The sequence below is a fragment of the Roseovarius sp. MBR-154 genome (genome assembly GCF_053628595.1).
Genome location: NZ_JBRJGR010000018.1, coordinates 1 through 14,906 on the forward strand (window position 1 = coordinate 1; position 14,906 = coordinate 14,906).

Below are 14,906 nucleotides of genomic sequence, written 5' to 3' on the forward strand. Positions count from 1 at the left end.
GCCTGAGCCTGAGCCTGAGCCTGAGCCTGAGCCTGAGCCTGAGCCTGAGCCTGAGCCTGAGCCTGAGCCTGAGCCTGAGCCTGAGCCTGAGCCTGAGCCTGGCTCATGGGAGGATTTGCGATGCGTCGCGCTCGATCGCCGTCACCTCTTGCGCAACCGCCTCATTTCCGCTGCGCGCGAGGACCCTGCGCATGTGGCCTTCGACGTGCTGCGCACGAAACTCGTGGCAACCCTGCGGGAGAAGGGATGGCGGCGCGTGGCGATCACCTCGCCGACCCCGGATTGCGGCAAATCCTTTGTAGCGGCCAATCTCGGTATCAGCCTGTCCCGGCAATCCGGGCTGCGCACGATTTTGATGGATCTCGACATGCGCCGGCCCTCGCTGGCGCAGAACTTCGGGATCGCTAATCCGGGCAACATGGAGCGATTCCTGATCGGCGACGTGCTGCCGGACCGGCATTTCGTCAGACCGCAGAAGAATGACATGCATATCGGGACCGAGCTTGCGCTCGGGCTGAATGACCGGGCAGAAACCTACGCGGCAGAGCTGCTGCAGGCTCCGAAAACGGCGGAGGTGCTGGCCGATCTCTATGCGCGGCTGCGCCCCGATGTGGTGATTTTCGACATGCCGCCCGCGCTGTTCTACGATGACGTTCTGGGGTTCCGTCCGCAATTCGACGGCGTGCTGCTGGTCATAGGCGGCGGGCGCAGCAAGGCGCAGGAGGTGCGCGATGTCGAGGCGCGCTTTGGCACGGACACGCCGCTACTGGGGGTGGTGATGAACCGCGCCGAAGGCGAGAATATCACGCATTACGGCTATTGATCCGGTTCAGTTGCCGCCCAGCTGGCGCAGCGGCATCAGACGTTCCTGGATCACACGGATCAGGACCGGCACGATCAGCACGATCAGAACCACGGCACCCGCGCGCCTTAGAAGGCGCGCGCGCAGTTCGCCGCGCACGCGGACGACCGGGATTGACACGACCGGGGTGATGTCAAGCTCGTCCTTGACTTGCGCGGATGTGCGCAGCACCGGGTTCATGATTTCCCAGACCAGCGCCAGCACGAGGCCCAGAACGAGGCTGGCGAACCCGCCCGCGAGCGCGAGTTTCTTTCGGCTCATGGAGACAGGAAATTCCGGTGGAATCGCGGTTTCGAGGATCTCGAACCGTTCCTGCTGCTGACGACGTTCCAGAACGCTGGCAATCTCGGCCTCGACCCGGTTGCGAATGATCGTGTCGAGCTGCTCTTGCAACTGACCAAGGGCGCGGATCAACGCGGCCAGTTCCCGTTCGACGCGCGGCGCGGCTTCGACGGCGGTCTCGATCTCGGCGATGCGGCGCGCGACAAGCTCACGCTGTTCGCTCAATTGCCCGATCTGGCGGTCAAACACTTCCTGCCTTTGCCGGACGCTTTCGGTCTCCAGGGCGATGATCTGCTGGTCGATGTCCAGAAGGGTCTCTTGCAACGTCGCGAGTTGGTCTCGCATCGCCCCCATATTGTCGGGCAGGGCATCGGCATTGGCGCGTTTGAATTCGGCGATCTGCTCTTCCAGGGCCACCATGCGCGCCTCGACGCGGGCCTCCTCGGCGCTGTAGAAATCGAGTGTCTCACGTGCGGTGTCGAGGCGGCGTTCACGGTTCTGGGCGATCACCGTATCGACAAAGTCATTGGCGACATCGGCGGCCTTTTGCGGATCACCGAGCCTGACCGTGACGCTAAGCCCGGAGGGGATGCTTGCGGCAGGGCCACCGGCGGGCACGGTGACGGTGATTGGCGTGATCCGGGCCGAGATCCGCAGCTGATAGATCTTCTGGCTGATCGGCATCGCGGTGGCATCTGCAAAGAGCGCATGGCGGTCGATGATCTCGATCAGATGATCGCGCGACATCAGCCGTTGCTCGATCAGTTGGACACGGTGGCGCGCATCGGTGCCGATAATCTGGCCCCGACCGTCACGGTCGACTTGCGGGGTCTCGATCTGGATGACCGCCGTCGCTTCGTATACCTTGGGTTGGCTGAGCGCGACGACCACCGACAGGACAGACCCGATCAACGCCACAAGCAAGATCAACCACAGCCTGCGGCGCAGCATCCGCATGACGTCGGGCAAGGATTTGATTGAACTCATGCTCTACCTATCAGCGTCGCGTTGCATCACATCGACGAAAAACTGATCGGGGGCCAAAACATGCCGACAGGTCAGGCGGGTGATCCCGCGCGCCGTGTCGACCGAATGCCCCCAAACGGTCCTGACAGAATTACGTCTTATCTTTGCCGTAATCTAGCGATCCGGCCACATTTACGCCACAGTTTATTGCCGGCGATCCGGAAACACTGTGTTGATCTCGCGGGGCAGGATTACGACAGCGACGATGATCCGGTCCGCGATCGCGAGATCGCCGGAGAATGCGGTGCCTTGGCGGAATGGCGGGCAATGGCGCGTCAGCGTGGCGGTGAAGCGGGTGGCATCAGGGGCAAGCGTGACCGCCAGATCGTGGAACTCCAGCAGGCAACCGCTTTGGGTATATTGCGCCTTGTAGGTGGCCTCCTTGGCGCAGAAGATCAGCCGGGCTGCGAGCGGCGAGATATGGCGCGCACGCTCTTGCGGGGTGCAGACCGTATCGGTCAGTGCCTCGGGCAAGGGGGTGGCCGGTTCGAGGTCGAGGCCGAGCCCCGCAATATCGGACCTGCGTGCGACGAGGGCGACGCAGGCCCCCGCGCCGTGGCTGATCGTGCCGGTGAGGCCATCTGGCCAGAGCGGGGCGCGGTCGACACCCTGCGGGATCGGGGCCGGGGGCAGGCCGAGTGCCGCCATGGCCGCGCGCGCAGCGCGGCGTCCGGCGGCGAACTCCATTTGCCGCGCGGGAATTGCGCGGCTCATCGCCTCCGCTTCTTCGGGCATCAGGCCACTCGCGGGGGCGGCGGGGTCGGCCTGTCCGAGTGCTGTGCCCGGCGGCAGGAGCGCGCGCAGGGCGGCGGTGAGCGTCTCTGTCATCCCTGGCGCGCGGCGCGCATCGCGCGGCGCCTGGCCATCGCCTCGGTCCGGGCGGTGGCGCGGTTGCCAGTGGCCGGGGCCGGTCCGGGATCATTGGCCGGGGCAGGGGCGTCACCGCGCAACTCGGCCACCCGCGCGGCGAGCGTGGCCAGTTTCGGACAGCGGAAGATGTCGGTGATCCCGAGGCGCTCGACACCCAATGCGCTTCGGATCTCGCGATGCGCCTGCACGGCAAGCAGGGAATGCCCGCCAAGGTCGAAGAAACTGTCCTGCGCGCCGACCCCGGACACGCCGAGGATGCGCGACCAGATCGCCGCAATCTCGCGTTCGAGACTGCTGGTGGGGGTCACTGGGGCCGCGACCTTGGCGGGGCGCGGGGCGCTTGCCTGCAGAGGGGCTGGCAGCGCCTTGCGGTCCACCTTGCGGTTCGGTGTCAACGGGAAGGCGTCGAGCGTCACCAGATGCGCAGGGATCATGTGGGCGGGCAGGTGCTGTGCCAAATGCCCCTTGACCTTGGCCTCGGGCGCGGTGCCGCGCAGATAAGCCACGAGGCTCGGATCATTGGGCGTGTCCTCGCGCAGGATCACGACAGCCTGCTCAACGCCGGCGCAGCCCTCCAAGGCCGCCTCGATCTCGCCCAGTTCGATCCGGTAGCCGCGCAGCTTGACCTGTGTATCGGCCCGCCCGATGAAATCGAGCCGCCCGTCGGCGCGCCAGCGCACCAGGTCGCCGGTGCCGTAGATGCGCCCGGCCGCGCGGAACGGATCGGGGCGGAAACGATCGGCGGTCAGATCCTCACGGCCCAGATAGCCGCGCGTTACGCCATCGCCGCCGATCCACAATTCGCCGGGCTGGCCGACCGGCACAGGCTGCATGTCGCGGTCCAGGACATACGCTTGCGTATTGGCGATTGGCGTGCCGATGGAGCAGGGGCCGGGGGTGTCCTCGGCAGGGCCGGTGGTGGACCAGATCGTCGTCTCGGTGGGCCCGTACATATTGGTGATCTGCGCGCCGGTGAGGCCGCGCAACTCCTGCACCAGACGACCCGGCAGCGCCTCACCGCCGAGCATCAGGTGGTTGATCCGCCCGAGGGATGTGCGCGCCTCGTCATTCATCGCGATCATCCGCGCCATCGAGGGGGTGCATTGCAGATGCGTGACCTTGTGGCGCAGGATCTGCGCGGCGATGGAGAAGTCATCCTGCGCGATGCCGCCCACCGTGTTCGACCGCTCCAGCACCCGCGCGAGGGGGCGCAGCCCTTCGAGCACCTGCCGCACCGGGATGCCGTAGTCGATCAGGCAGGCCACCTCATCGACGCCGATGCGCTTCAACTCCTCGACCCGCGCAACGCAATCCTCGACCGTGCCGAAGAGGCCCGAATCGTTGAAATAGCGCTCGAAGGCGAAATCGAGGATGCCTTCGAGCTCCTCGTCCTCCAGCGAGCCAAGATCGAGCTGAAAGGCGTTGTCCACGCCTTTCGGTTTCTTGAAGGCCGGAAAGGCCCAGGCATATTGCTTGATAAGCCCGGCGGCAGAGCGCAGGTAATCCTTCATCGGCTCGCGCGCGACGCGGGCGGCCTCCTCTCGGCTGTCGGCCACATAGGTGTGCAGCATCAGCGTGACGGTGAAATCGGCCGGATCATGTCCCGCCTCGCGCAGGGCGGCGTGGTAGAGCGCGATCTTGTCGCCCACCTCCTGCACCGATTGGCCGAGCAGGTGGGTCAGCACATTGGCCCCGTTGGCCCCCGCCTCGCGCCAAGTCTCGGGATTGCCTGCCGTGGTCACCCAGACCGGCAGGTTCTTTGACACCGGCCGCGGTTGCGTGACCACCTCATGCAGCGTGCCATCGGCGCGGGCAAAGCCCACGGCCTCACCGCGCCACAGCTTGCGAAGATCGCGGATCGCGTCAAACATGGCGGGCTTGTTGTTGGGCGGCGCATTTTCGGGGCGCAGGACGAAATCGTCGGGTTGCCAGCCGGACGCGATCGCCAGACCCGCGCGGCCATTGGTCAGGTTGTCGATCACCGCCCATTCCTCGGCGATGCGGGCGGTATGGTGCAGCGGGGCCACGCAGCTACCGGCGCGCACGGCGAGATTCTGGGTCACTGCTGCCACGGCGGCGCCGGTGACCGACGGGTTTGGATAGGGGCCGCCGAAGGCGTGGAAATGCCGCTCGGGCGTCCAGACGGCGCAAAATCCATGCGTGTCGGCGAATTGCGCGCCCTCCAGCAGGGATTTGTACTTGTCGCGCCCGGTGCCGTCGTCATTGCCCCAATAGTAGAGGCTGAATTCCATGCCGCGATCCGAGGTGGCGATCTGCCCCGAGGACACGAGCGCGCGGCTCTCCTCGCCGCTGAGCACGAGGGTGTAGCCGCGCGCGAGGCTGTAGAAGAGTTCCAGCACCGAGATATCGAAATTGAGGCTGGTGACGGCGAGCCAGACGGTGTTTGGCGCGGCCTCGATCCGGTCGTCCATCCCGGCGAAGAAATTGGCGACATTGCGATGCGTGACCATCACGCCCTTGGGCCGTCCGGTGGAGCCGGACGTGTAGATCACATAGGCCAGATCGTCAGGGCCTGCGCCACCGTCGAGCGGTGTCTCTGGCGCGGTGGCAAGGCGCGGGTCGCTGTCGATGAGGAGCCGTTGCGCGGTGCCCTGCGGCAGGGTATCGGCCACGTCCGAACGGGTGATCACCACCCGCGCGCCGCTGTCGCCGAGGTAATGCGCCAGCCGGTCGGCAGGATAACCCGGGTCCATCGGCACATAGGCCCCGCCCGCTTTCCAGATGGCGAGGGCCGCGACCACCATATCCGCCGAGCGTGGCAGGCACAGCCCGACCAGCACGCCCGGCCCCACGCCCGACTGTCGCAGCGCATGGGCAAGGCGGTTGGCGTGCGCGTCTAGCGCGGCATGGCTCAGCGTCTCGGCCTCGAAGACCAGCGCGCGGGCCTCGGGGGTCTTTCTCGATTGCGCCTCGATCAGCCGGTGAACTGGGCGTGCGTCATAGGGGGCATCGGTGCGGTTCCATGCCTCGATGACCAGGCGGCGCTCGGCCTCGGGCATTGCGGCGCTCTCGCCGCGCCCGAGCGCCTCGAGCCGTTTGGCCAAGAGATCGGCCATCGCGGGCGACACGCGGTCAGGATCGTAAAGGAGCGCCGGGGCATCTGTCAGATCGACGGTGAGGGGGGTGCCGGGAACGAGCCCCTCGCCCGCCCGGCGCAGCCCCAGATGCGGGCGCTGTGTGGCATCAAGTGCCGCGTCGCGGGCAAAGAGGTCGAGCGCGAAGGCGCCACGCGTGTCGGCCTCGTCAAGGGTCTCGGCCAGGCGATGCGCCTCCACCGGCACCCAGGGACAGGCGAGATCAGGGCCCGCAGCCTGCGTAGGACCGGCATAGGCCAGATGCACGCCGTGCTCTCCGCCAAGCCGTTCGGCCCATCGGGCAATGGCGGCGAGGGCCGTCCCGGCTGACAGGTCGAGCGCGCGACGCTCGATCGCAGCAGCCTCTGCGGCGGAAAATGGTAGCGTGATCGGACGCATTGCCGCGAGCTCTCTGCGCCAATAGCCATCCTGCGCGGCGAGGTCTCCAAGCGTCTGCCGATCTTCGTCAGAGGCGGGCGCAACGACGCGACCCACCGGCGCACGGGCGGCAAGATCGACCGCGCCGCCTTCGGGCCCGGTGACCTTGCTCAGACGCAGCGCGCCCTCGCCGCAGGCCACGGTCAGCCGGGTGCCGTCATTCGCCAGCACGGTGCCGGGCGCGCCCTGTCCAGCCACCGCGGTGGCCTGTCTGGCAAGGAAGAGATCATCGCCGATGCGCAGGCGCGCCATACAGAGCGGGTTGAAATAGCCGCCGTGATCGAGCGCGCGGACCACCCGCACCAGATCGGCGGCGGGCCGGTTGAAATCGAGCCAGGCAGCGGCGGGCCGGTCGTCGCGTGCGTGATAGCTGCGATGCGACGGGTCCTGAGTATGCAGGTCGGGCAGGCCCTTTTCCAACGCGCCGATCACCTCGCCAAAGCTGTCGAGCGCCGCTGCGTAGCATTTGGCGTTGAGGGTGAAGGCGGTTTCATCCTGTGCGATGTCAAACAGGCGCTGCGCGACGATGCGCCCCTCGTCGATGCCGCCTTCGATCAGGTGCCAGGTGATGCCGTGCTGCGCTTCGCCCATCAGAATGGCCCAGACCGGCGCGTTCAGCCCGGCATGGCGCGGCAGGGGCCCGTCGTGGAAATTGACTGCGCCGCGCGTGGCGCGGGCGAGCACATCCTGCGGCAGAAGGTCAAGATTGGCGATGGAAAGCAGCCAGTCGCAGGCAAGATCACCAAGCCGGTCCGCCAGCCCAACACCGGGGGACTCGACGCGCAGGCCCTTGTCCTCGGCCCATCGTGTGACATCGGCATGCCGGGTCACCACCGCCGCGATGCCATGCCCTCGCGCCAGCCACGTCTCGCCGCATTGCAGGGCGAGAGATTCGTTGCCAATCAGAAATGCCTGCATCATGCGTCTGCCTTTCGTTTGTTCGTGCCCCGCGGCGCCAACCCCAGATCGCCCAGCACCAGATCGCGCAGGAAATGCCGCGGGCGCGGCGCGCATTTGCGCCGGATGAGGCGCCACAGACTTCCGAGGCCCGCACCGGTCAGATGCGCGAAGGTGACAAGCGCGAGATAGCCGCGCCCATGATTCTTGATGAAATAATGTCGGCGCGAGGCGAACCAGTAGTCCGGCACCCGGCCCCAGCCCTTCATGCCGGTAGAGACCGAACCGATATGCGCGACGCAGGATTCGGCCACGTAATGCGTCTGCCAGCCTGCTCGCGCGGCGCGCAGGCAGAGGTCGGTTTCCTCGAAATAGAGAAAGAATGTCTCGTCAAAGCTGCCAATGGTATCAAGCACGTCTTGCCGGATCATCAGGCTTGCGCCGGCAAGCCAGTCGACAGACCGCGTGTGCTCAAGGACTGGCAGCGGCACGGCATGGCGGCGCAGAAGGCGCGAGAGCGGGCCGATGCGCGCGGCCCCTTCCAGCTCTCCGAGGATCGAGGGAAAGCGGAACGTGGTGACATGGGGCGCGCCGTCGGGGCCGTGGATATGGCTGCCCGCGAGACCGGCCTCGGGCTTGGCCTCCAGATGCGCGAGCAGCGCGGCGATGGCGTCCGGTGCCGGAAAGGCGTCCGAGTTAAGGATATAGACGTAATCGGGGCGGCGGCCATCCGACAGCCCCGCGCGCATACCCGCATTCATGCCCGCGCCAAAGCCGCCATTGCGGCCCGATTGCACGACGCGCACCCGGTCCATTCCGGCAATTCCCGCCTGCATCGCCTCGAAAGAGCCGTCGCCGGAAGCATTGTCGACGATGACGATCTCGCCCGCGATGCCCGCCATGGCGCGATGTGCGGCGGTTGCGGCCTTGAGGCTCATCTCGGGCGTGCGCCAGTTGAGCACGATGGTCAGGACGCGGGGGCCGGTCATTCGGCGGCCTCCCTGTGGTCCGGGGGGGCGGTTTGGGTGCCCTCTGCGGCCTCGATCATGCGGCGCATCCGGGCGGCGAGGACGCGGACATTCGGTTCCAGCACCATGGAATCATGGGTGCCGGGCACCTCGGTGACGCTGAGGTTCGGGGCAAAACCGGACCAGTCATTGTCGGGCAGCACATAGGCGCGCTCTGAACTCACCCATTGGCCGTTGGAGACCCGCCACTTGCCCGATTGCGGCGGACGGAAAAGGTGGAGCCTGCCGCTCCACGGGCGGACCTGATATCTGGCGATGGCGCGGTAAAAGGCGGCCTCGATCTCGTGATCGTGGAACTGATGCTCTGCGGTCTCGGCCTGTGTTTGCGGGCGTCGCTTGGCGATTTCCCATGCCACGCGCCGCGCCGCCCATCTGAGCGGGTAGAGCGGACCGGAGGATTTCAATTCCTGCCATTGGATCACCGCCCTGTCGCGGCGCGAGAGCGGGCGGCGTCGGGGTAGCGGCGTATCGAGCAGGATCACCAGGGCCACCTTGTCGCCCGCCCCCTCAAGCTGCTGCGCCATCTCGTAGGCGGTGATGCCGCCGCCCGAAAAGCCGCCCAGCAGATAGGGACCATGCGGCTGCACCTGACGGATCTCGGCGATCATGTCGCGGGCGGCCTCGGTCAGGTCGTCATGCGGCGCATCGTCGCCGTAAAGCCCGCGCGCCTGAAGCCCGAAGAACGGCCGGTCATCGCCCAGAAGATGCGCCAGATGCCGCAGGTTCAGCACGTTGCCGAACATGCCCGCGACGAGGAAGAAGGGCGTTTTCGCCCCCCCCTCGCCGCGATGCATGGGCACCAGATGGGTGAAGCGGCGGGCGGTTTGCGTTGGGGCGGCGGTGCTCTCGCCTGCCTCCTGCGGGCCGATACGCGCCTCGATCAACCGCGCACAGGCGCGGATGGTGGGGGCCTCGAAGAGGATCGAGATGGGAAAATCGACGCGGTAGGCCTTGCGGATCATGCCGAAGAGCCGCACGGCAATCAGAGAATGCCCGCCAAGATCAAAAAAGCTGTCCTCGACGCCGACCGCATCGAGGCCGAGAAGGACGGACCAGAAGCCCGCAAGCCGGGTCTCGATCTCGCCCTCGGGGGAGACGTAATCGCCGTCGAGATCGGGCCGCTCGAAGCGTTGGCCGGTCTCGTCGGGGGTTTGCGCGTCCGCCTCGGCCTGACGGATGAGTGCGGGCAGATCGAGCGAGGACACAAGCACTTGCGGCAGACCAAGGGCGAGCGCACGGCGGAACGCCTCGGCCCCCTCGGCGGGCCGGATGCCTTCGCGCAGGTTGTGGCGCAGGCGCTCTTCGGCGGGGCTGTTGGGGGTGGTATCCGCGCTTGCGTCAAAGCGGATCTCGCCCGCGCGGGGCGGGGTGATCGCCAGCCCGCCCACCTGTTTGCGGATGGCGAAATCCTCGATCTCGACCAGCACGCGACCGGCGGGATCGGTGAGCGTGATATCAAAGCGGGCGATGCCGGTTTGCTGCGCCTGATCGGTCGAGAGGCGCACGTTGCTCCAGACATCGTCGCCCAAGGGGGCATGCACCCGCACCGCGCCATAGGACATCGGCACCCAGAGATCGCTGCCGTCATAGCCCCCGATCAGGCCCATCGCCCAGCCAGTGGCAATGTCCATCAGGGCGGGGTGCAAGAGGTGACCGTTGGCCAGATCGCCCTGCGCCTCGGCGGGCAGGCGCAGATGGGCGAGGCCCTCACCCGCACCAAGCCCGCGCGCATGGAGCACACGCCAGCGGGGGCCGAAATCGAGATGCGCCTCTTGCGGGGAGGGGAGCGGCGCGCCTGCCGACTCCTGCCAGTTTTCCATACGCGCGCACATGGTGCCGATGCCGCGCGGGGCAGGGGGCGAGAGCGGCAACAGGCGCAGATCGGCCTCTGCCAGCGTGACCCAGCCTTGACGGCCCGCCTGCATGTGACCCCCTTCGATCCGGGCGGCATATCCCTGATCGCTGCGGCTGAGGGTGAGGCGCATGTCTCGCGCAGCGCCCTTAGCGAGGTCGAAGGGGCGCAGGAACATCAGATCACGGATCTCGAACGCGCCGTCCTCGCCCTGCGCGCGCAGGGCCTGCGCCAGCAGGTCGAGATAGCCTGTGCCGGGCAGAAGCGCCTGACCGCCCTTGGTGCGGTGCTGATCGAAGACCCAATGGGTGGCGGCGCTGTAGGTCGCGTGAAAGACGCGGTTGCCCTCGGCATCGAAACTCGCCTCGTCGATGAGCGGCTGATCGACCGGCAGGCGCGGGGCGACAGGCACCTCACCGCTTTGCCGCGCCACGGCCTCGGCGGCCATGCCGACCTCGGCCCAGATGCCCCAGTCGAGGGCGAGGACGCGCGTGCGCCCGCCCGCCCGCGACCGGGCGTAGGCGTTGAGATAGTCGTTGGCGGCGACGTAGTCGACCTGTCCGGCGGGCGCGGTGGCGGTCGAGCTTGACGAGAACAACACCAGCCAGTCGAGCGTGCCATCGGGAAAGACCGCCTCCAGCACCTGCGTGCCGTGGATCTTGGGTGTGAAGACATCCTCGATCGTGTCCGGCCCCTTGGTCAGCAGCGGCGCGTCGTCGATGACGCCGGCGGCGTGGATCACGCCGCTCAGGCGGCCGAAACGCGTCTCGATCTGCGCTTTCGCGGCCTGCATGTCCTCGATATTGCTGACATCGCCCGCGATCACCATGACCTCGCCGCCGAGCGCCTCGAGCCGGGAGACGGCGGCGATGCGGCGGGCGAGCGGGCCGCCCAAGGCAGTGATTCGGGGCCAGTCGGCGCGGGGTGGCAGGGCGTGGCGGGCCATGAGCACGATATTGGCGTTGTCGCGGGTGATCAGATCCTCGGCCAGCGTGAGGCCGATACCGCCGAAGCCGCCAGTGATCAGCACCGTGTCGCCCTCGGGCATAGGGGTGGTGCCGGGGGTAAGGGCGGTGGCGCGCCACTCCGCCTCGTAGCGCCGTGTGCCGCGCAGGGCGGCGGTATGATTGCGGGGGTCTTGCGCCAGATCTTCGAGCACGCGGGTGACAAACCCCGCATCGGGCGCGCCGCGCGCGGGCAGGGTCAGGTCGAGGCTGGCGGTGGTCACATGCGGCATCTCGCGCGGGACCACGCGCAGAGGCCCCGATATGGTGGATTTGGCGGGGTAGGGCAGCGCCTCGTCGCGGACCTGCGCCGCGCCGGTGGTGAGGGCGGTGATGTGCAAGGGCGTGCTCAGCCCCTCGTCGGCCATCGCCTGTGCGAGAAAGAGCAGGCTGTAAAAGCCCTGTTCCTGCACCCGGTGGAAAAAGCTGGAACCGGGGCGGTGATGCTCGTCCCGCGTGACCAGCCAGAACTGCGCGATGCGGGTGGGGGCGCGGCTGTCGGCGACAAGCGCGTGGATGAGTTGATCATAGCCCTCGCGCCCGCGTTCCGGCGAGAGGGTATAGCGCGAGGCATTCAGCCGCGCGAAGCTGTCGCCGGGGGTGACGGTGGTGACGGTATGGCCTGCGGCGCTGAGGCGCTCGGCCACGGCGCGGGCAAGGCCGAGGTCGTCCTCGAAGATCAGCCATGTTTCTTTTGGCAGTTGCGCAAGATCGGTGTCCGAGGTGATCTCGACCTCCGCCAGCCGGGGCCGCCAATGCGGGGTGTAGCCCCATTTCTCGAGGTCCTCCTCATGGGTGGGCCACGCGTCTTGTGCCGTCTCGCGGGCGGCACCGGGAGCGATGAAATAGGGCTTGTGCTGAAAGGCATAGGTGGGCAGTGGCACGCGGGTGCGCCGTGCCTCGCCCCAGATCTGGGGCCAGTCGATCTCGATCCCCACGGCCCAGAGACGGGCGAGCATGGCCATGAAATATTCATCGTCGGCGATGGTATCCTCGGGGTGGCGCAGGGTGCCGATGACCTGATTGGGGCTGATCGCGCCATGGGCCTGGGCCAGCGAGGTGAGCGCCTTGCCGGGGCCCACCTCGAGAAAGACGCGATTGCGCGTTTCGGCAAGGCGGCTGAGCCCGTCGGCAAAGCGCACCGTGTGGCGCAGGTGGCCCACCCAATAGGCGGGGTCGTTGGCCTCTTCTGCCGTTAGGTAATCGCCAGAACGGTTGGACAGGATGGGGATGTGCGGAGGGTTGAGGGGGATGGAGCGCAGGTAGTCCCCGAAGCGCTCAAGGATCGGCTCCAGCATCCGGCTATGGGCGGCGATGTCGATGGCGATGCGGCTCGCCTCGATCCCGTCGGCGCGCAGGCGGGTGTCGAGCGCGTCAAGCGCGGCTTGCGGGCCGGAGATTGCGGTGAGGTCGGGGGCGTTGAGCGCGGCGATGTCGAGCGCGTCGCCGAGGTAACGTTTCACCGCCTCGGCCGAGAGCGGGACGCTGAGCATTCCGCCCTTGGCGACGGTATCGAAAAGCTGCCCGCGCAGATGCACCAGCCCGATGCAATCCTCGAAGCTCATCACGCCCGCGAGGCAGGCGGCGGTGTTCTCGCCCATGGAATGGCCGATGAGGGCCATGGGCGTGACGCCCCAGCTTTGCCACAGCTGGGCCAGCGCGTATTCGGTGATCATGATGAGCGGCAGTTGCACCGAGGGGCGTTTGAGCCGGTCGTTTGCCGCCTCGAGCGCGCCCGGCTCGGGCAGCCAGAGCGCGCGGATGTCATAGTCGAGCCTGGGCGCGAGGATCTCGAGGCCGCGATCCATCCAGTCGGCAAAGACCGGTTCGGTCTCGTAAAGATCGCGGGCCATGCCCGCATATTGCGCGCCGCCGCCGGGGAACATGAAGACCACATCGGGATTGTCGAGCGCCTGATGGGTGAAGACGCGGCGGGTGTCGCCCTTGTCCAGCCGGTCGGCGGCCTCGGCGTGAGTGCGCGCGACGGTGACGCGGCGACGCTCGAAGGCGCGGCGGCCCTCCTGGAGCGTGAAGGCCACGTCGGCCAGCGGCTGATCGGGGTGGGCGCGCAGATGCGCGGTGAGGCGGGTCGTGGCGTCATCCAGCGCGGATTTCGAGCGCGCGGAAAGCACGATCGGCTGAAACGGCCAGTCGCTCTCTTCCGGCGCGGCGCGGGCGGGCGGCTCTTGCAGAACCACATGCGCGTTGGTGCCGCCGACGCCAAGCGAGTTGACACCGGCGCGGCGCGGGTGGTCGCGCTTGGGCCACGGCGTCAGGCGATCATTGACCGAGAATGGGCTGCCGTCGAAGGCGATGGCGGGGTTGGGGGCCTCGTAGCCCAGAGAAGGCGGCATCTCGCCGTGGTAAAGCGCCAGCGTGGCCTTGATCAGGCTGGCCACGCCCGCCGCCGTGTCGAGATGGCCGATATTGGTTTTTACGCTGCCGATGCGGCAGAAATCCGTGGCTTGGGTGGTCTCTCGGAACGCTTGGCTGAGCGCCGCGACCTCAATGGGATCGCCCAGATAAGTGCCGGTGCCGTGGCATTCGATGTAATCCACAGTATCGGCGGTGACGCCCGCCACCGCCTGCGCCTCGGCCACCGCCGCCGCCTGACCGTCGACCGAGGGCGCGAGATACCCCGCCTTGGCGGCACCATCATTGTTGACCGCAGAGCCCTTGATCACGCCCCAGATGTGATCGCCATCGGCGAGCGCGTCCGAGAGCCGCCGCAGCACCACCATGCCCGCGCCCGAGCCGAAAACGGTGCCTTGGGCGCGATGATCAAAGGCGTGGCATTCCCCGTCGGGCGACAGGATTTCGCCGTCCTTGTAGATATACCCCCGGTTCTGCGGCAATTCGATGGTCACGCCGCCCGCAAGCGCCATGTCGCATTCGCCATTCAAGAGCGATTGCGCGGCGACATGCACCGCGACCAGCGAGGTGGAACAGGCGGTTTGCAGGCCGAGGCTAGGCCCCTTGAGATCGAGGATATGGCTGAGGCGGGTGGTCAGGAAATCCTTGTCATTGCCGGTATGGCGCAGAAGGAACATGCCGACATCATCGACCAGATCGCGGTTGGAGCAGAGGTTGAAATAGAAATAACTGCCCATGCCGCAGCCCGCGAAGACGCCGATGGGGCCGGGGAAACTCTCGGGCATGTGGCCCGAATCCTCGAGCGCCTCCCACGCCACCTCGAGAAAGCGGCGGTGTTGCGGGTCGAGGATCGCGGCCTCCTTGGGGCCGAAGCCGAAGAATTCGGCGTCGAACATCTCGAACCCCTCGAGGGGGGCGGCATAGGGCACGTAATCGGGGCGGCGGATGGTTTGCGGACTCTCACCTGCTGCCAGCAACTCGGCCTCGCTCAGCCGACGGATGGCGCGCTTGCCGTTCCGCAGGTTTGCCCAATACTCGGCCACGGTCCGCGCACCGGGCAGATGCGCGGCCATGCCGACGATGGCGATTTCGGTGCCGCTCGGATCGGTCATGCTCATGTCACTGGCCATTAATGAACATTGATGAAATCATAAGGGTTCCCGTATCTCTCCACAATGC

Annotated in this window: 6 protein-coding genes; 1 reads left to right on the forward strand and 5 read right to left on the reverse strand. The window is 67.1% G+C overall.

Going from position 1 to position 14,906, the window contains the following annotated elements:
- Positions 1-148: 148 nt before the first annotated feature.
- Positions 149-823 carry a CpsD/CapB family tyrosine-protein kinase gene (locus ACSSV4_RS17490; protein ID WP_454276372.1) on the forward strand — a complete coding sequence of 225 codons (675 nt, stop codon included), beginning with the start codon at positions 149-151 and terminating at the stop codon, positions 821-823.
- 6 nt (positions 824-829) lie between these two features.
- Here the strand turns inward: ACSSV4_RS17490 and ACSSV4_RS17495 are convergent, their stop codons facing one another.
- The 5 genes from ACSSV4_RS17495 to ACSSV4_RS17515 form a co-directional block, all read right to left on the reverse strand.
- Positions 830-2,131, reverse strand: coding sequence for a Wzz/FepE/Etk N-terminal domain-containing protein (locus ACSSV4_RS17495; RefSeq protein ID WP_454276373.1), 1,302 nt, complete (start codon positions 2,129-2,131; stop codon positions 830-832).
- Between the two features lie 183 nt (positions 2,132-2,314).
- Positions 2,315-2,998, reverse strand: a complete 684-nt coding sequence (locus tag ACSSV4_RS17500) for a 4'-phosphopantetheinyl transferase family protein (RefSeq protein WP_454276374.1) — start codon at positions 2,996-2,998, stop codon at positions 2,315-2,317.
- On the reverse strand, positions 2,995-7,494 hold the full coding sequence (locus ACSSV4_RS17505; RefSeq protein ID WP_454276375.1) for a MupA/Atu3671 family FMN-dependent luciferase-like monooxygenase: 4,500 nt from the start codon (positions 7,492-7,494) through the stop codon (positions 2,995-2,997). The genes ACSSV4_RS17500 and ACSSV4_RS17505 overlap by 4 nt, the downstream gene beginning before the upstream one ends.
- Positions 7,491-8,459, reverse strand: coding sequence for a glycosyltransferase family 2 protein (locus ACSSV4_RS17510; RefSeq protein WP_454276376.1), 969 nt, complete (start codon positions 8,457-8,459; stop codon positions 7,491-7,493). The genes ACSSV4_RS17505 and ACSSV4_RS17510 overlap by 4 nt, the downstream gene beginning before the upstream one ends.
- On the reverse strand, positions 8,456-14,839 hold the full coding sequence (locus ACSSV4_RS17515; RefSeq protein WP_454276377.1) for a type I polyketide synthase: 6,384 nt from the start codon (positions 14,837-14,839) through the stop codon (positions 8,456-8,458). Before ACSSV4_RS17515 ends, ACSSV4_RS17510 begins: the two co-directional genes overlap by 4 nt.
- Between the last annotated feature and the right edge of the window lie 67 nt (positions 14,840-14,906).